The sequence below is a fragment of the Bordetella sp. 2513F2 genome (assembly GCF_054642735.1).
The window spans coordinates 1,512,641-1,530,554 of the sequence record NZ_CM137755.1 but is presented as its reverse complement, the minus strand read 5'-3'; the positions used below and the strand labels follow the sequence as shown (position 1 = coordinate 1,530,554).

The window sequence follows — 17,914 nt, the reverse complement described above, 5'->3', positions numbered from 1 at the left end:
ATGTCCCGCCTCTCCCCAGCCCAGCAGCAGGACGTGCAGTACCACCTGCACGCCTACACCAACGCCGTCCGGCACCGCGAAACCGGGCCCCGCATCATCACCCGCGGCGAAGGCATCTACGTCTACGACGAGCAAGGCAACCGCTATCTCGAGGCCATGGCCGGGCTCTGGAGCGTGGCGGTCGGATTCGGCGAGCCGCGCCTGGCCGACGCCGCCGACCGGCAGCTGCGCCAGCTGCCCTACTACCACACGTTCACGCACAAGTCGCATCCGGCCGTGATCGAGCTGGCCGAACGCCTGGTCGGCTATACCGACGGCCGCATGTCCAAGGCCTTCTTCACCAACTCCGGCTCCGAGGCCAACGACACCGTGGTGAAGCTGGTCTGGTACTACAACAATGCGCTCGGCCGTCCGCTCAAGAAGAAGATCATCGCCCGCCAGCGCGCCTACCACGGCGTCACCGTGGCCTCGGCCAGCCTCACCGGGCTGCCGGGCAACCACAAGGGCTTCGACCTGCCCCTGGCCCCCGTGCGCCACGTTTCATGCCCGCACCATTACCGCAATGCGCTGCCCGGCGAATCCGAGGAAGACTACGCCACGCGGCTGGCCGAGGAACTGGAGGCGCTCATCGTGCAGGAAGGCCCGGATACCGTGGCGGCCTTCATCGGCGAACCGGTCATGGGCGCCGGCGGCGTGATCGTGCCGCCCCGCACCTACTGGCAGAAGGTCCAGGCCGTGTGCCGCAAGCACGACGTGCTGGTGATCGCCGACGAAGTCATCACGGGCTTCGGCCGCCTGGGCACGCGCTTCGGCTCCGAGGCGCTCGGCATAGACCCGGACATCATGGTGCTGTCCAAGCAGATCACCTCGTCCTACCAGCCGCTCGCCGCAGTGCTGATCAACGAGCGCGTGGCGGGCCCCGTCTGCGAGCACAGCGGCGTGCTGGGCACGTTCGGCCACGGCTACACCGCCAGCGGCCATCCCGTGGCCACGGCAGTGGCGCTGGAGAACCTGCGCATCATCGACGAGCGCGGGCTGATCGACCAGGCCGCCGATGTCGGCGCCCTCATGCAGGAGCTGCTGCACGGCTACGCCGACCACCCGCTGGTGGGCGAAGTGCGCGGCATGGGCCTGATCGCGGGCGTGGAGCTGGTTGCCGACAAGGCAGGCAAGCAGCCGTTCGAGCCACTGGGCAAGGCCGGCGGCTATGCCTACGAGCGCGCGCACGACCACGGCCTGATCGTGCGCGGCATCCAGGACACGGTGGCATTCTGCCCGCCGCTCATCATCCAGCCGGCCGAGGTGCGCGACATGGTCGAGCGCTTCGCGCGCACGTTGGACGACGTGGCCCGCCACGTCGCGGCGGCCTGAGCCCACGGCCGCCGGCGGGCTGCAGCAAGCCTGCTAGCGGCGCCGCGACCCCAGCAGCGAGCCCAGCACGCCGCGCACCAGGTCGCGCGCCACGGTGCGCATGGCGCTCTTGGCCACCGACTGCACCACGCCGTCGCGGCGCCCGCCGCGCGGTCCCACCGAACCGAACAGCACTTCGTTCACCGACTGCATCAGCCCGCCTTCCTGCGGCGCGGCGGCGCCACCCGTTCCGCCCGGCCTGGCCGCCGGCCCGGCGGCGGGCGCTTCGGCGGCCGGGGCCGCGGCCCGCGCCGCGAGTACTTCGTAAGCCGACTCGCGATCCACGGCCTGGGCATACTTGCCGGCCAGCGTATTGGATTGCTGCAGCGCCTTGCGCTCGGCATCGGTGGCCGGGCCGATGCGACTGCCGGGCGCCACGATCCACGCCCGTTCGGTAGGCATGGGGCTGCCCTTCTCGTCGAGCAGCGACACCAGCGCCTCGCCCACGCCCAGTTCGGTGATCGCCGCCTCCACGTCCAGCCCCGGCTTGGGCCGCATGGTCTGGGCCGCCGTGCGGACGGCCTTCTGGTCGCGCGGCGTGAAGGCGCGCAGCGCGTGCTGCACCCGGTTGCCCAGCTGGCCCAGGATGCTCTCGGGGATGTCCATGGGGTTCTGCGTCACGAAATACACCCCCACGCCCTTGGAACGCACCAGGCGCACCACCTGCTCGATCTTCTCCACCAGGGCCGGCGGCGCGTCGTCGAACAGCAGGTGCGCCTCGTCGAAGAAGAACACCAGCTTGGGCTGCGGCTGGTCGCCGACCTCCGGCAGCTTTTCATACAGGTCGGCCAGCAGCCACAGCAGGAAGACGCCATACAGCCTGGGCGACTGCATCAGCTTGTCGGCGGCCAGGATGTTGACGTAGCCGCGCCCCTGGGCATCGGTGCGCATCAGGTCGGCCACGTCGAGCATGGGCTCGCCGAAGAACTGCTCGGCGCCCTGCGATTCCAGGCGCAGCAGGCCGCGCTGAATCGCGCCGACGGTGACCGCCGATACATTGCCATAGCGCGTCTTGATCTCCGCGGCGCGGTCGGCCACGTTCTGCAGCATGGCGCGCAGGTCCTTCAGGTCCAGCAGCAGCTGGCCTTCGTCGTCGGCCACCTTGAACACCAGGGCCAGCACGCCCTCCTGCGTATCGTTCAGCTCCAGCATGCGCGCCAGCAACAACGGCCCCATGTCGGACACGGTGGCACGCACGGGCAGGCCCTGCTCGCCGAATACGTCCCAGAGGGCCGTGGGGGAGCCGCCCCAGGCCGGCTCGGGGATGCCCAGGAGGGCCAGGCGCTCCTGCAGCTTGGGCGTCGGGGCGCCGGCCTGCGAAATCCCGGTGAGGTCGCCCTTGATGTCCGCAAGAAAGACCGGCGTGCCGATGCGCGAGAACTGCTCTGCCAGCACCTGCAGGGTGACGGTCTTGCCGGTGCCGGTGGCGCCCGTGATGCAGCCGTGCCGGTTGGCCAGGGCCGGCAGCAGGGCGAGCGGGGTGTCGGCGCTCCGGGCGATGATGAGGGGGTCGGGCATGGTTCAGGATCTCCGCAGGATACGAGCGAGGCCCCAAGTGTAGAGCGCAGCGGGCGCCGGTGGCGTAGCGCCCGCAACACAGATTGCAGTTTGCCCGGCCAGGCCCGGCGGGCACGGTAAAATACGCCTCTTTGCACACAAATACATCGAGAAGCCATGGCCGGACACAGCAAATGGGCCAACATCCAGCACCGCAAGGGCCGCCAGGACGCCAAGCGGGGCAAGCTCTGGACCAAGATCATCCGTGAAATCACCGTGGCGGCGCGCGCCGGCGGCCCCGATCCCGACAGCAACCCGCGCCTGCGCATGGCCTGGGACAAGGCCACCGACGCCAACATGCCCAAGGACAACATCCAGCGCGCCATCCAGCGCGGGGCCGGCGGCGCCGATGGCGACAACTACGAGGAAGTCCGCTACGAAGGCTACGGCGTCGGCGGCGCGGCGGTCATCGTCGACTGCATGACCGACAACCGCACCCGCACCGTGGCCGAGGTACGGCACGCCTTTGCCAAGCATGGCGGCAACCTGGGCCAGGAAGGCTCGGTGGCGTTCATGTTCAAGCATTGCGGCCAGTTCCTCTTCGCCCCCGGCACCTCCGAAGACAAGGTCATGGAGACCGCCCTCGAAGCCGGCGCCGAAGACGTCGCCACCGACGAGGAAGGCGTCATCGAAGTCCTGTGCGCGCCCGCCGATTTCGCCGCCGTGCGGCAGGCATTCGAGGCGGCCGGCCTCAAGGCCGAGGTCGACGGCGTCATCATGAAGGCGCTCAACGAAACCGAGCTCACCGGCGAAGACGCCGTGAAGATGCAGAAGCTGCTCGACGCCCTGGACGCCCTGGACGACGTGCAGGAGGTCTATACCAACGTCGTCTTCGACGAAGCGCAGTAAATGCTTACCGCCGGACGTCCGGGGCGGTGCGCCCCGGACGATCCTGCGCCGGCCCCCGCCCCGGGCACGGCTCCGATTCCACGACGGGCAAAGTGGCAACCTTCAGAATCCCAATGACATGAAACTCCTCGTAATCGGCTCGGGCGGCCGCGAACATGCCCTCGCCTGGCGTCTGGCCCGTTCGCCGCGCGTGCACAAGGTCTATGTGGCGCCCGGCAACGGCGGCACCGAAACCGGCGACCTGCTCGAGAACGTGCCGCTGACCCGTGCCGAAGAACTGGCCGACTTCGTCCAGCGCGAAGGCGTCTCGCTCACCGTGGTCGGCCCCGAGGCGCCCCTGGCCGCCGGCGTGGTCGACACCTTCCGCGCCCGGGGGCTCAAGATCTTCGGCCCCACCCGCGCAGCCGCCCAGCTCGAAAGCTCCAAGGACTACGCCAAGGCCTTCATGGCCCGCCACGGCATCCCCACCGCCCGCTACCAGACCTTCACCGACCCGGCCCAGGCGCACGCGTATGTCGACGCAGAGGGCGCGCCCATCGTCATCAAGGCCGACGGCCTGGCCGCGGGCAAGGGCGTGGTGGTCGCCATGACGCTCGAGGAGGCCCATGCGGCGATCGACGCCATGCTGGGCGACGGCTCGCTGGGCGAAGCCGGCGCGCGCGTGGTCATCGAGGAATTCCTCGTCGGCGAGGAAGCCAGCTTCATCGTCATGTGCGACGGCCGCCACGTGCTGGCCCTGGCCACCAGCCAGGACCACAAGCGCCTGCAGGACGGCGACGCCGGCCCCAACACCGGCGGCATGGGCGCCTATTCCCCGGCCCCGATCGTCACGCCGGAACTGCATCACCGCATCATGCGCGAAATCATCCTGCCCACTGTCCAGGGTATGGCGCGCGACGGCATTCCCTACACCGGCTTCCTGTATGCCGGCCTCATGATCGCTCCGGGCGACGACCCCAGCCGCCCCATCAAGACGCTGGAGTTCAACTGCCGCATGGGCGATCCCGAAACCCAGCCGATCATGATGCGCGTCAAGAGCGACCTGCTCGACGCCATCGAGCATGCGGTGGACGGCACGCTGGACCAGGCCGACATCGTCTGGGACCGCCGCACCGCACTCGGCGTGGTGCTCGCCGCCCACAACTATCCCGGCACGCCGCGAACCGGCGACACCATTTCCGGCCTGCCGCCCGAAACCGAAGACTGCATGGTGTTCCATGCCGCCACGCGCAGCGAGGACGGCGTACTCAAGACCACCGGAGGGCGCGTGCTTTGCGTCACCGCGCTCGGAGACTCCATCCGCATCGCGCGTGACCGCGCCTACGAGGCCGTCTCGGCCATCCACTTCGACGGCCGCCAGTACCGCAGCGACATCGGCTGGCGCGCGCTCAAGCCTGCGCACCAGAAAAACAAGACCCCTGCCTGACCATGCCCGCACTGCCTACCGCCCACGTCCGCGACTATCTCACCGGCCTGCAGTCGCGCATCGTCGAAGCCCTCGAGCAGGCCGGCGGCGAGCCCTTCCGCACCGATGCCTGGGAGCGTGCCGAAGGCGGGGGCGGGGTTTCCCGGCTCATCGAAGGCGGCAGCCTGCTCGAGCGCGGCGGCGTGCTGTTCAGCCACGTCACCGGCAGGCAGCTTCCCCCCTCGGCCAGCGCGCACCGCGCCGAGCTCGCCGGCAGGCCCTGGGAGGCCATGGGCGTCTCGATGGTGCTGCACCCCCGCAATCCGCACGTGCCCACCACCCACATGAACGTGCGCATGTTCCGGGCGGCGGCACGCCCGGATCACGACGAACAGGACGTCTTCTGGTTCGGCGGCGGGCTGGACCTCACCCCCTACTATCCGCACGACGAGGACGCCGCGCATTTCCATCGCACCTGCCGCGACGCGCTGGCGCCGCACGGCCCCGACTACTACCCGCGCTACAAGCGCTGGTGCGACGAATATTTCTACCTGCGCCACCGCGGCGAGACGCGCGGCGTGGGCGGCATCTTCTTCGACGACCTCAACGCGCCGGGCTTCGATGCCTCCTTCGCCCTGCTGCGCTCGGTGGGCGACGCGTTCCTGCCGGCCTACCTGCCCATCGTGGAACGGCGGCGCAATACTCCCTACGGCGAACGCGAGCGCGATTTCCAGGCCTACCGGCGCGGCCGCTATGTGGAATTCAACCTGCTCTACGACCGCGGCACCCTGTTCGGCCTGCAGTCGGGCGGCCGCACCGAGTCCATCCTGCTTTCCATGCCGCCGCTGGCCGGCTGGCGCTACGACTGGCAGCCCGAGCCCGGCACGCCCGAGGCCGCATTGTCGGACTACCTGAGGCCCCGGGACTGGGCATGAAGCGCATCGGCCTGCTGGGCGGCAGCTTCGATCCGGTACACCTGGCGCATGTCGCCCTGGCCCTGGCCGCCTTGCGCTCCCTCGACCTGAAGCAGGTGCAGCTGCTGCCCGCCGCCAATCCCTGGCAGCGCGAACCGCTCAAGGCCGCGCCGCAGCACCGGTTGCGCATGCTGGAGCTCGCCACCGCGGATCACCCCGACCTGGCGGTGAACGACATGGAAATCGCGCGAGGCGGCCCCACCTACACCATCGACACCATCCGGGCGCTGCCCCCGGCCGCCTACGTCTGGCTGCTGGGTACCGACCAGCTGGCCAATTTCTGCAGCTGGCGCGAATGGCAGGAGATCGCTGCGCGCGTCGACCTCGCGGTCGCGACCCGGCCGGGTACGCCGCTGCGCGCTCCGCAGGAGCTCGAACGCTACCTGGCGGCCCGCAACCGTGCGGTGGAGGCCCTGCCCTTCACGCCCATGGACGTCTCCGCTTCCGACATCCGTGAACGACTCGCCCGCGGCGACTCCACCGGCGGGCTGCTGCATCCCGACGTGGCTGCCTACATCGCCACCCACGGCCTGTACCGCTGATCCGGGCCTGGCCCGACACACGCCCGCACCGGCCCGCCCGCCGGGCGGGTTATCATTTGGAAATCATGGACATACAGAAACTACAACGCGCCGTCGTCGACGCTCTCGAAGACGTCAAGGCGCAGGACATCCAGGTGTTCAACACCACCCATCTCACCAGTCTGTTCGACCGGGTGGTGCTGGCCAGCGCCACCTCCAACCGCCAGACGCGCGCACTGGCCTCGAGCGTGGCCGACCGAGGCCGCGCGCTCAAGCTCAGCGGCATCACGGTGGAGGGCGAGGACACCGGCGAATGGGTGGTGGTGGACCTCGGCGACATCGTCGTGCACATCATGCAGCCGGCCATCCGCCAGTACTACAACCTCGAGGAAATCTGGGGCGGCAAGCCGGTGCGCGTCAAGCTGCTGCCGGAATCCACCCGTCCCGCCGTGGGCGGCGAGCCCGCCTGACCGCTCGCCATGAAGCTCATCGTCGCCGCCGTCGGCACCCGCATGCCGGGCTGGGTCGAGACGGCCTGGGACGACTACGCCAAACGTCTTCCTCCCGACTGCGCGCTGGAGTTGCGCGAGATCAAGCCTGAGCCCCGCACCACCGGCAAGACGCCGGCACAGATGATGGCGGCGGAGGCACGCCGCATCGAGGCGGCACTGCCGGCGGGAGCGCTGCGCCTGGCGCTGGACGAGCGCGGCCGCGACCTCACCACCGCAGGCCTGGCCCGGCAGCTGGAACAGTGGCGCGGCGGCGGGCGCGACGTGGCGTTCCTGGTGGGCGGGCCCGACGGCCTGGATGCAGACCTCAAGCATGCCTCTGACGGACAGCTGCGCCTGTCCTCGCTCACCCTCCCCCACCCCATGGTGCGCGTGCTGCTCGCCGAGCAGCTCTATCGCGCCTGGGCCATCATGACCGGCCACCCCTATCACCGTGCCTGAAAATCAGCCCGACACACCCGCCCGCCTGTACCTCGCCTCGGCCAGCCCGCGCCGCCGGGAACTGCTGCAGCAGATCGGGCTGGCCCATGCGGTGCTGCGCGTGCCGGCCCCGCCGGGCGAGGACGAACCGCAACTGCCCGGCGAAAGCCCCGAAGACTACGTCCGCCGCACCGCCCGCGAGAAGGCCGAGCGCGGCGAGCGCTGGATGCAGGAGTCCGGCCTGCCCCGCCTGCCCGTGCTGGCCGCCGACACCACGGTGATCCTCGACGGCCGCATACTCGGCAAGCCGCAGGACCGCGCCGACGCGCTGCGCATGCTGGCCATGCTGTCCGGCACCGAACATGAAGTCCGCACCGCCGTCGCGCTGGCCGTGGCAGGCTCCCTGCACGAGGCCCTGTCCGTCACCCGGGTACGCATGCGCGCCACCACCGTGGCGGAGCGCGAACGCTATTGCGACAGCGGAGAGCCCTACGGCAAGGCAGGCGCCTACGGCATCCAGGGCCTGGCCGGCACCTTCATCGCGCACATTTCCGGCAGCTACAGCGGCGTCATGGGCTTGCCCCTGTTCGAGACAGCCGGCCTGCTAGCCGCCGCAGGCATCGCACTGCCCTGAAGCCTCCGGCGCATGCCGACGGGCCCCGACACTCAACCGCCCTCAAGGACCGCCATGACTGCCCTACCCGACGCCGACGCCCTCTTCGATGCTCTGCCGGTCGCCACGCTGCGCGCGGACCTGGCCCTGGCCCTGCGCGCCGCCGCCCTGCATGGGCTGGGCGAGGGCGTCTGCAACCACTTCAGCGTGGCGGTACCAGGCCACGCCGACTGCTTCCTGCTGAACCCGCGCGGCCTCATGTGGCAGGAAGTGCAGGCCGACGACATCGTGCTGGTCGACGCCGAGGGACGCAAGCTCGCGGGCCGGCACGAGGTCGAGCCCACGGCCATGTTCATCCATGCGGCCATCCACCGCATCGCGGGCAAGGCCTGCGTGCTGCACACCCACATGCCCTATGCCACGGCGCTCACCCTCACCACGGACCGGGCGCTGGATACCACGCTGTCGCAGAATGCCATGCGCTACCACGGGCGCATCGCCATCGACGGCGCCTACAACGGACTGGCGCTGGACGCAGGCGAAGGCGAGCGCATTGCACATGCCATGCGGGGCGCCGACATCGCATTCCTCGGCAATCATGGCGTGGTGGTATGCGGCGAGCGCATCGACTACGCCTACGACGATCTCTACTATCTCGAGCGCGCCTGTGCAGCGCAGGTGATCGCGGCATCCAGCGGCAGGCCGCTGGCTCCGGTGGCGCCGGCCATCGCGGCGCAGGTGGCCGCCCAAGTCCAGGGCGAGCGCCTGCAGTCCGAACTGTTCTTCGCCGCATTGCGGCGCACCCTGGCCTCACGCCAGGCGCCTGCGTAGGCGAAAAAACGGGGCGCCGCGCGCCCCGTTTGCTCAGCCCGCCTGCCGGGCCACCGCCAGGTCGCCGGACGGCGCGCTGTCATGCGGCGGCAAGTCGCCGCGCATCGCGGCATCGAGCTGGTCCTTGTCCAGCTCGCCTTCCCAGCGGGCCACCACGACTGCCGCCGTGGCGTTGCCCACGAGATTGGTGAGCGCGCGGCATTCCGACATGAAACGGTCCACGCCCAGGATCAGCGCCATGCCGGCGATCGGAATCGAAGGCACCACCGACAGCGTGGCCGCCAGCGTGATGAACCCGGCGCCCGTCACGCCCGCCGCACCCTTGGAGCTCAGCATGGCCACCAGCAGCAGCAGGATCTGGTCGCCCAGCGACAGCGGAATATCGCAGGCCTGGGCAATGAACAGGGCCGCCATGGTCATGTAGATATTGGTGCCGTCCAGGTTGAACGAATACCCCGTCGGCACGACCAGGCCCACCACCGACTTGGCGCAGCCGGCCCGCTCCATTTTCTGCATCAGCGAAGGCAGCGCCGCTTCCGATGAACTGGTGCCCAGCACCAGCAGCAGTTCCTCGCGGATGTAGCGCACCAGGCGCACGATGGAAAACCCGTTGTAGCGGGCCACCGCGCCGAGCACCACGAACACGAAGAGTATCGAGGTGAGGTAGAACGTGGCCACCAGCGCCGCCAGGTTGATCACCGAGCCTATGCCGTACTTGCCGATGGTGAAGGCCATGGCCCCGAACGCACCCACCGGGGCGGCGCGCATCAGGATGGACACCACCTTGAACACCGGGGTCGACAACGACGTGAAGAAGTCCGTGATCGGCCGGGCACGCTCGCCGACGATGGCCAGGGCGATGCCGAACAGGACCGCCACGAACAGCACCTGCAGGATGTCGCCCGAGACGAAGGGGCTGAACATCGTGGTGGGAATGATGTTCAGGATGAAGCCGGTGATCGTGGAGTCGTGCGCCTTGCTCACATAGCCCTGCACACTCTTGGAATCGAGCGACTCCGGGCTGATGTGCATGCCGGCCCCCGGCTGGACCAGGTGGCTGACCACCATGCCGATGATGAGCGCCAGGGTGGAGAACACCAGGAAATAGAGCATGGCCTTGCCGACCACGCGTCCCACCTTCTTCAGGTCGCTCATGCTGGCGATGCCGGTTGACACCGTCAGGAAGATCACCGGCGCGATGATCATCTTCACCAGCTTGATGAAGCCATCGCCCAGCGGCTTCATGGCCTCGCCCAGCGATGGCCAGAAATGCCCCAGCGCAATGCCCACCGCGATGGCGAACAGCACCTGCACATAAAGGATTTGATAGAACCTGGGCTTGCGCACGGGCGCAGCTGTGCCCGGATCGCTTTCGATCATCATTGAATTGTCCCCACCAGGGAATGCGCCGTTTGGCTTCACGGCGCGTGTTTTACGGATATGGTTCACGCCGCCGGTCCGGCGGCCTGGCACTTTCCATGCAAAGTCCATGCCAGGCGGCGGGCAATCACCAAGCCCTTGTTTTGGTGGACTTTTGTCCCGTTTGCGGCCTCGGCCCCCAGGCCCAGGGCGGCGGAAATCCACACGGAACGCCGGTATAATGTGCGAACTTCCGCACACCATGCCGTCCTTCCCCTTCCCCCGCCCTGTGTCCCTGCGCCTGCTCCTGGCGTTGATGGCGCTCATCCTCTCGGCCCTGGCCCTGCTTGCCGTGGGTCAATGGGCGAGCCGCCATGCCCTGCTCGAGCTCTCGCGACAGGCCACCAATACTGCACAGCTCAATACGCTGGCCCTGCGCAGCTACCTGGAGCGATTTCGCGCCGTGCCACGCGTACTGGCCGAGGACTCCGACGTTCGGCAGGCACTGCGGCAACCCGGCAGACCCGCCGGCGTCGCCGCCCTGGATGGCAGGCTGGAGCGCCTCAACCGTGACGTGGGCGCCTCGGTGATCTACCTGCTGGGAGCAGACGGCGTGGCAATCGCCGCAAGCAACTGGCTGGAACCCACCAGTTTCGTCGGCGTGGACTACCGCTTTCGTCCGTACTTCCAGCAAGCCGTGCAAGCCGGCAGCGCCGAGTATTTCGCCCTGGGCACGGTAAGCCGCCAGCCAGGCCTGTACCTGTCCCGCCGCATCGACGACCCGGACGGCACCCTGCTGGGCGTGATCGTGCTGAAAATGGAGTTCGCGGTGCTGGAGCGCGACTGGCGCCGCCTGCCCGCACTGATCTACCTCACGGACCCCAACGGCGTCGTCCTGATGGGCAGCGTGCCGTCCTGGCGCTTTCGCGCCGTGGCGCCGCTGCCGGAGAACACCTCGCGCCTATTGCAGGCCAGCAGGCAATTCGGCTCTGCGGCGTTCGCGCCCATGCCCCTCAGCCGGCTCGACGGCGGTGCCGACGCGGCACAGCTGGTGCGCACCGAAGAACCCCTGCCCGGCCTGCCTGCAGGAAGCACGCTGCTGGACCTGGCACAGCCTGTGGCCGACACGCCGGGCTGGACCCTGCACCTGCTGGTACCGGCCATGAGGCCCATGCGGCAGGCGGCAGCCAATGCACGGCTCTATACATTCCTGGTACTGGCCACCGTCGCGGCACTGTGCGCGCTCATCTACCAGCGGCGCCGGCGCACCCGCCGCCGCGCCGAAGACCAGGCGCGCCGCAACGCCGAGCTGGAGGCCCAGGTGCGGCAGCGCACCCTCCAGCTGGACCTCGCCAACCGCCAGCTGATGGCGCAGATGGACGAGCGCCAGCGCGCCGAAGCGCGCCTGCACCAGATGCAGGAAGACCTCGTGCAGTCCAACAAGCTGGCGCTGCTGGGCCAGGTCGCGGCTGGCGTGGCGCACGAGATCAACCAGCCGCTGGCCGCCATCCGCAACTACGCCGACAACGCGGTCAGGTTCCTGCAGCGTGCCGACACCGGCACTGCGCAAGACAATCTGCACCGCATCGCGCGGCTCACCGACCGCATCGGCCGCATCACGGGAGAACTGCGGACGTTCTCGCGCAAAAGCAGCACCAGGGTCGCCGAAGTGCCCCTGGCCCCGGTCCTGGAAGGCGCAATGATGCTGGTGTCGCCCCGCATCAGCCGCGATCGCGTAAAGCTGGACTACGCTGCGCCGCCGGCCGCCCTGCACGTCATGGCGGATCGCGCCCGGCTGGAGCAGGTCTTCGTCAACCTGCTGCAGAATGCACTGGAAGCCATGGCCGCTCAGCCGGCAGCCGAGGCGCGCATCCGGGTCACGGTATCCGCCACGGCCGGGCAAGTCGATATCAGCATCGCCGACACCGGGCCCGGCCTGTCGGCAGACGTACGAACCCGCCTCTTCACGCCCTTCCACACCACCAAGCCCGAAGGCCTGGGCCTGGGGCTGGTGATCTCGCGCGACATACTCGCCGAACTCGGAGGCTCGCTTGCGGCAGCCCCCACGGAGCCGGGATCCGGCGCCTGCTTCATCGTGACCCTGCGTCGCGCGCCTGCAGGCGCCGCGACAGCCTGATTACCGCCCCTGTCCATCATGAACGACACCGATAGCCGCTCCGCCACCGAAGTCATCTTCGTCGACGATGACACCGACCTCCTGCAGGCGACCACGCAGACCCTGCAATTGCACGACATCCAGGTCCGCGCATACGCCTCTGCCCCCGCGGCGCTCCAGGACCTGGACCGCGACTACGGCGGCGTGCTGGTCACCGACGTGCGCATGCCGGAAGTCGATGGCCTGCAGCTGTTCGAGCGCGTGCGGGCCATCGATCCCGACATTCCCGTCATCCTGATCAGCGGCCACTTCGATATCGCCATGGCCGTGCAGGCGATGCGCGATGGCGCGTATGACGTCATCAGCAAGCCCTACCCCAGCGAGCTGTTGATCGCCTCCATCGCGCGCGCCGCCGAAAAGCGGCGGCTCATACTTGCCAACCGCCGGCTGCGCGACGCAGTCGAGCAGGACTCCGCCAGCGATCTGGCCTTCATCGGCAACACGCCGGCCATGCAGCGCATCAAGCAGACCCTGCGCCACATCGCCGACGCCGACGTGGACGTGCTGATCGAAGGCGAGACCGGCACCGGCAAGGAAGTCGTGGCAACGCTGCTGCACCGCCTCAGCCGGCGCAACGCACATCCGCTGGTGGCAATCAACTGCGGCGCCCTGCCGGAAAGCGTGATCGAAAGCGAACTCTTCGGGCACGAGGCCGGCGCATTCACGGGCGCCCAGCGCAAGCGCATCGGACGCATAGAACATGCCAGCGGCGGCACCCTGTTCCTGGACGAAATCGAAAGCATGGCTCCCGCCGTGCAGGTCAAACTGCTGCGGGTGCTGGAGACGCGCCAGGTGGCGCCACTGGGAACCAACGACATCCGTCCGGTGGATCTGCGCGTGGTGGCGGCAACCAAGGTGGACCTGGGCGACCCGGGAATGCGCGAGACCTTTCGCGAAGACCTGTATTACCGGCTCAACGTGGTCACCGTGCGGCTGCCGCCGCTGCGGGAACGCCGCGAAGACATCCCCCTGCTCTTCGCGCACTATGCGGGCCGCGCCGCGCAACGCTTCCAGCGCGAACTGCCGGCATTGTCGGCAGACGTACGCCGGCACCTCGCCGAGCACCACTGGCCCGGCAATATCCGCGAACTGGCCCACTACGCCGAGCGCTTCGTCCTGGGCGTACTGTCGGGCGCCGTGGGCAGCCCCGCCAAGCCGGCGCCCTCGGACACGCTGACACTGCCCGAGCGCATGGAGCGGCACGAAGCCCAGCTCATCCGCGAAGCGCTGGCGCGCCACCGGGGCGACGTCAAGGCCACGCTGCAAGACCTCGGCCTGCCGCGCAAGACCTTCTACGACAAGCTGCAGCGGCACGGCATCGACCGGCAGGCATACGTGGATCCAAGGTGAACTGAGGAGCGGGATGCTGCGCGAACCCTGCGGTGGGTTCGGGGCGCGCATGTGTGCTAGCGCGAGCGGGCGAAGTCCTTGTCCAGGATGCGAGCGACGATGGCCAATATCTGCCCCGCTGCGTCTTCGATATGTTTCTCGAGGGCGGCGCCGGCTTTCTCGACCTGCCGGTGGCGGCACAAGTCGATCAGCGTCATGTGCTCACTATGCGCCTGCTGCCGTATTGGCGCGTTGACGACCTGGAAGCGGAAATAGCGCTCCGACTTCTCATGCAGCATGCGCACGATGCCGAGGGCTGCAGGGCGCTGCGCCGCCCGATACAGATGCTCGTGCAATTGCCAATTGAGCTGGCCCCACGAATGCGGCCCTGCAATTCAGCGTGTGGCGCGGCATTGGCCTGCCCAAGGGCGCACCCCAGGAAGCGCTGGACGAGTGGCGCGACATCGCGAGGAAGGTCTACGACACTCCGGAATTCCAGGCCGGGGTAACCAAACAGGACCTGACGCTATCGTGGGCCGACACGCCGCAGTTCACCTCAGATATCGCCCGCCAGAACGAAGCATTCAAGGCTCTGGTGCCGAAGCTCGATCTCAAGCAATAGCAGATCAGGGGCGGCTACGGCCGCCACACCCCATCTGGCCTGGCCAATTCTCCAAGCGTTGCCCCAAAAGCAAAACCCCCGCCGGTTGATGGCGGGGGTTTTGGGGATAAGAGCCTGACGATGACCTACTTTCACAGACGTACGTCCACTATCATCGGCGCGAAGGCGTTTCACTGTCCTGTTCGGGATGGGAAGGAGTGGGGCCACCTTGCTATGGTCGTCAGGCGTAACCGGGTAAGCGGTTGACGCGGGAGTCAACGGCTTGGAACTGGAAGAAGCGACAACGGTGGCGATGCGCGCGCGGGGTGCGCGGTGTGCGCACGGCGGGGCAACGCGGGTTGCGTGTGATTTCGTATTGAACGGCTTGCGCTGTGGGTACAGCGGCCTATGTGTGTTAAGACTTGAGAGTTATAGGATCAAGCCTCACGGGCAATTAGTATCGGTTAGCTTAACGCATTACTGCGCTTGCACACCCGACCTATCAACGTCCTGGTCTCGAACGACCCTTCAGGGGGGTCTAGCCCCCAGGGATACCTAATCTTCAGACGAGTTTCCCGCTTAGATGCCTTCAGCGGTTATCTCTTCCGTACTTAGCTACCCGGCAATGCCATTGGCATGACAACCGGTACACCAGAGGTACGTCCACTCCGGTCCTCTCGTACTAGGAGCAGGCTCCGTCAAGTATCCAACGCCCACGGCAGATAGGGACCAAACTGTCTCACGACGTTTTAAACCCAGCTCACGTACCTCTTTAAATGGCGAACAGCCATACCCTTGGGACCGGCTACAGCCCCAGGATGAGATGAGCCGACATCGAGGTGCCAAACACCGCCGTCGATATGAACTCTTGGGCGGTATCAGCCTGTTATCCCCAGAGTACCTTTTATCCGTTGAGCGATGGCCCTTCCATTCAGAACCACCGGATCACTATGTCCTGCTTTCGCACCTGTTCGACTTGTCAGTCTCACAGTCAAGCACGCTTATGCCATTGCACTATCAGCACGATTTCCGACCGTACCTAGCGTACCTTCGAACTCCTCCGTTACGCTTTGGGAGGAGACCGCCCCAGTCAAACTGCCCACCATGCACTGTCCCCGATCCGGATAACGGACCTAGGTTAGAACCGCAAACAAACCAGGGTGGTATTTCAAGGTCGGCTCCACCGAATCTGGCGACTCGGTTTCTGCGCCTCCCACCTATCCTACACAGGCCGGTTCACAGTCCAATGCAAAGCTGCAGTAAAGGTTCATGGGGTCTTTCCGTCTAGCCGCGGGTAGATTGCATCATCACAAACACTTCAACTTCGCTGAGTCTCAGGAGGAGACAGTGTGGCCATCGTTACGCCATTCGTGCAGGTCGGAACTTACCCGACAAGGAATTTCGCTACCTTAGGACCGTTATAGTTACGGCCGCCGTTTACCGGGGCTTCGATCAAGAGCTTGCACCCCATCACTTAACCTTCCGGCACCGGGCAGGCGTCACACCCTATACGTCGACTTTCGTCTTTGCAGAGTGCTGTGTTTTTAATAAACAGTCGCAGCCACCGATTCTCTGCGACCCCATCAGGCTCAGCGCGCAGGCGCATCACCCTACCGGGGCATACCTTCTCCCGAAGTTACGGTATCAATTTGCCGAGTTCCTTCTCCTGAGTTCTCTCAAGCGCCTTGGAATATTCATCCCGTCCACCTGTGTCGGTTTGCGGTACGGTCTCGTACAGCTGAAGCTTAGAGGCTTTTCTTGGAACCACTTCCAATCACTTCGCAGAACGTGTCTGCTCGTGCCACACCCTTGATTTACGCGCCCGGATTTGCCTAAGCGCCATCTTCAATGCAGCAACAGGGACTTCCAACACCCTGATGACCTTCCGCGATCCGTCCCCCCATCGCACTGTACGACGGTGCTGGAATATTAACCAGCTTCCCATCAGCTACGCATCTCTGCCTCGCCTTAGGGGCCGACTCACCCTGCGCCGATGAACGTTGCGCAGGAAACCTTGGACTTACGGCGAGGGGGCTTTTCACCCCCTTTATCGCTACTCATGTCAGCATTCGCACTTCCGATACCTCCAGCAGCCTTTACAAGCCACCTTCGCAGGCTTACGGAACGCTCTCCTACCGCGTGTACATAGTACACACCCGCAGCTTCGGTTTATCGCTTAGCCCCGTTACATCTTCCGCGCAGGACGACTCGATCAGTGAGCTATTACGCTTTCTTTAAAGGGTGGCTGCTTCTAAGCCAACCTCCTGACTGTCTATGCCTTCCCACTTCGTTTCCCACTTAGCGATAATTCGGGACCTTAGCTGGCGGTCTGGGTTGTTTCCCTCTTGAGTCCGGACGTTAGCACCCGGTGCTCTGTCTCCCAAGCTGTACTTGCAGGTATTCGGAGTTTGCCATGGTTTGGTAAGTCGCCATGACCCCCTAGCCATAACAGTGCTCTACCCCCTGCAGTAATACTTGAGGCACTACCTAAATAGTTTTCGGAGAGAACCAGCTATTTCCAGATTTGTTTAGCCTTTCACCCCTATCCACAGCTCATCCCCTAGTTTTTCAACACTAGTGGGTTCGGTCCTCCAGCACGTGTTACCGTGCCTTCAACCTGGCCATGGGTAGATCATCTGGTTTCGGGTCTACACCCAGCGACTAGACGCCCTATTCGGACTCGCTTTCGCTACGCCTTCCCTATCCGGTTAAGCTCGCCACTGAATGTAAGTCGCTGACCCATTATACAAAAGGTACGCCGTCACCCCTTAAAGAGGCTCCGACTGTTTGTATGCATACGGTTTCAGGATCTATTTCACTCCCCTTCCGGGGTTCTTTTCGCCTTTCCCTCACGGTACTGGTTCACTATCGGTCGATCACGAGTATTTAGCCTTGGAGGATGGTCCCCCCATCTTCAGACAGGATTTCACGTGTCCCGCCCTACTTCTCTTACGCCTAGTTCCACCTACAACTTTTCGCCTACAGGGCTATCACCTGCTACGGCCGGACTTTCCATTCCGTTCGGCTAAGTTATAAGCTAAATCGTAAAGGCTGTTCCGATTTCGCTCGCCACTACTTTCGGAATCTCGGTTGATTTCTTTTCCTCGAGCTACTGAGATGTTTCAGTTCACCCGGTTCGCCTCCACTGGCCTATGTATTCAGCCAGGGATACTGCTTGCGCAGTGGGTTTCCCCATTCGGACATCTGCGGATCAATGCTTGTTTGCCAGCTCCCCGCAGCTTTTCGCAGGCTACCACGTCCTTCTTCGCCTGTGATCGCCAAGGCATCCACCATATGCACTTAGTCGCTTGATCCTATAACACTTAAGTCTTATAGGTGCTGTTCATTCGCGCTTGTGCC

General features: G+C 66.0%; 15 protein-coding genes and 2 rRNA genes. 12 read left to right on the top strand and 5 right to left on the bottom strand.

Annotated elements, in window-relative coordinates; all coding sequences use genetic code 11:
* Complete coding sequence (locus ACYBYQ_RS07255; RefSeq protein WP_459618080.1) at window positions 1-1,371, top strand: aspartate aminotransferase family protein; 1,371 nt, start codon at window positions 1-3, stop codon at window positions 1,369-1,371.
* 33 nt (window positions 1,372-1,404) lie between these two features.
* Here ACYBYQ_RS07255 and ACYBYQ_RS07250 read toward each other — a convergent pair whose 3' ends face one another.
* The gene (locus ACYBYQ_RS07250; RefSeq protein ID WP_459618079.1) at window positions 1,405-2,928 is read right to left on the bottom strand and encodes a helicase HerA-like domain-containing protein; all 1,524 of its coding nucleotides are present in this window, start codon (window positions 2,926-2,928) and stop codon (window positions 1,405-1,407) included.
* A gap of 156 nt (window positions 2,929-3,084) precedes the next feature.
* Between ACYBYQ_RS07250 and ACYBYQ_RS07245 the strand changes: the two genes are divergently transcribed.
* The 8 genes from ACYBYQ_RS07245 (at window position 3,085) to ACYBYQ_RS07210 (ending at window position 9,089) form a co-directional block, all read left to right on the top strand.
* Window positions 3,085-3,816, top strand: coding sequence for a YebC/PmpR family DNA-binding transcriptional regulator (locus tag ACYBYQ_RS07245; RefSeq protein ID WP_459618078.1), 732 nt, complete (start codon window positions 3,085-3,087; stop codon window positions 3,814-3,816).
* Between the two features lie 118 nt (window positions 3,817-3,934).
* The gene (gene purD, locus ACYBYQ_RS07240) at window positions 3,935-5,242 is read left to right on the top strand and encodes a phosphoribosylamine--glycine ligase (protein WP_459618077.1); all 1,308 of its coding nucleotides are present in this window, start codon (window positions 3,935-3,937) and stop codon (window positions 5,240-5,242) included.
* A gap of 2 nt (window positions 5,243-5,244) precedes the next feature.
* Window positions 5,245-6,156, top strand: a complete 912-nt coding sequence (gene hemF / locus ACYBYQ_RS07235) for an oxygen-dependent coproporphyrinogen oxidase (RefSeq protein WP_459618076.1) — start codon at window positions 5,245-5,247, stop codon at window positions 6,154-6,156.
* On the top strand, window positions 6,153-6,737 hold the full coding sequence (gene nadD, locus ACYBYQ_RS07230) for a nicotinate (nicotinamide) nucleotide adenylyltransferase (protein WP_459618075.1): 585 nt from the start codon (window positions 6,153-6,155) through the stop codon (window positions 6,735-6,737). Before hemF ends, nadD begins: the two co-directional genes overlap by 4 nt.
* 65 nt (window positions 6,738-6,802) lie before the next feature.
* Window positions 6,803-7,186 carry a ribosome silencing factor gene (gene rsfS / locus ACYBYQ_RS07225; protein WP_459618074.1) on the top strand — a complete coding sequence of 128 codons (384 nt, stop codon included), beginning with the start codon at window positions 6,803-6,805 and terminating at the stop codon, window positions 7,184-7,186.
* Window positions 7,187-7,195: 9 nt separating this feature from the next.
* Window positions 7,196-7,666, top strand: a complete 471-nt coding sequence (gene rlmH, locus ACYBYQ_RS07220; protein ID WP_459618073.1) for a 23S rRNA (pseudouridine(1915)-N(3))-methyltransferase RlmH — start codon at window positions 7,196-7,198, stop codon at window positions 7,664-7,666.
* Complete coding sequence (locus ACYBYQ_RS07215; RefSeq protein WP_459618072.1) at window positions 7,659-8,279, top strand: Maf family protein; 621 nt, start codon at window positions 7,659-7,661, stop codon at window positions 8,277-8,279. Before rlmH ends, ACYBYQ_RS07215 begins: the two co-directional genes overlap by 8 nt.
* 54 nt (window positions 8,280-8,333) lie before the next feature.
* A complete protein-coding gene (locus tag ACYBYQ_RS07210) occupies window positions 8,334-9,089 on the top strand; it encodes an aldolase (protein ID WP_459618071.1) in 756 nt (251 codons plus the stop codon).
* Window positions 9,090-9,122: 33 nt separating this feature from the next.
* Here the strand turns inward: ACYBYQ_RS07210 and ACYBYQ_RS07205 are convergent, their stop codons facing one another.
* Window positions 9,123-10,469 (bottom strand): dicarboxylate/amino acid:cation symporter, encoded by a 1,347-nt coding sequence (locus ACYBYQ_RS07205; protein WP_459618723.1) that lies wholly within the window; start codon window positions 10,467-10,469, stop codon window positions 9,123-9,125.
* 220 nt (window positions 10,470-10,689) lie between these two features.
* Here ACYBYQ_RS07205 and ACYBYQ_RS07200 point away from each other — a divergent pair, with 220 nt between their 5' ends.
* The gene (locus tag ACYBYQ_RS07200) at window positions 10,690-12,585 is read left to right on the top strand and encodes a sensor histidine kinase (RefSeq protein WP_459618070.1); all 1,896 of its coding nucleotides are present in this window, start codon (window positions 10,690-10,692) and stop codon (window positions 12,583-12,585) included.
* A gap of 18 nt (window positions 12,586-12,603) precedes the next feature.
* Window positions 12,604-13,974: a sigma-54-dependent transcriptional regulator gene (locus ACYBYQ_RS07195; protein WP_459618069.1), complete on the top strand. Its 1,371-nt coding sequence runs from the start codon at window positions 12,604-12,606 to the stop codon at window positions 13,972-13,974.
* Between the two features lie 56 nt (window positions 13,975-14,030).
* Here the strand turns inward: ACYBYQ_RS07195 and ACYBYQ_RS07190 are convergent, their stop codons facing one another.
* Entirely contained in the window at window positions 14,031-14,309 is a 279-nt protein-coding gene (locus tag ACYBYQ_RS07190) for an FCD domain-containing protein (RefSeq protein ID WP_459618068.1), read from the bottom strand.
* A 44-nt stretch (window positions 14,310-14,353) separates the two neighbouring features.
* Here ACYBYQ_RS07190 and ACYBYQ_RS07185 point away from each other — a divergent pair, with 44 nt between their 5' ends.
* Window positions 14,354-14,575: a hypothetical protein gene (locus tag ACYBYQ_RS07185; RefSeq protein ID WP_459618067.1), complete on the top strand. Its 222-nt coding sequence runs from the start codon at window positions 14,354-14,356 to the stop codon at window positions 14,573-14,575.
* Window positions 14,576-14,687: 112 nt separating this feature from the next.
* On the opposite strand, the gene rrf is transcribed toward ACYBYQ_RS07185, so the two are convergent.
* Both rrf and ACYBYQ_RS07175 read right to left on the bottom strand, forming a co-directional pair.
* A 5S ribosomal RNA gene (rrf, locus tag ACYBYQ_RS07180) occupies window positions 14,688-14,800 on the bottom strand.
* A gap of 187 nt (window positions 14,801-14,987) precedes the next feature.
* Window positions 14,988-17,868 (bottom strand): 23S ribosomal RNA (locus ACYBYQ_RS07175).
* Between the last annotated feature and the right edge of the window lie 46 nt (window positions 17,869-17,914).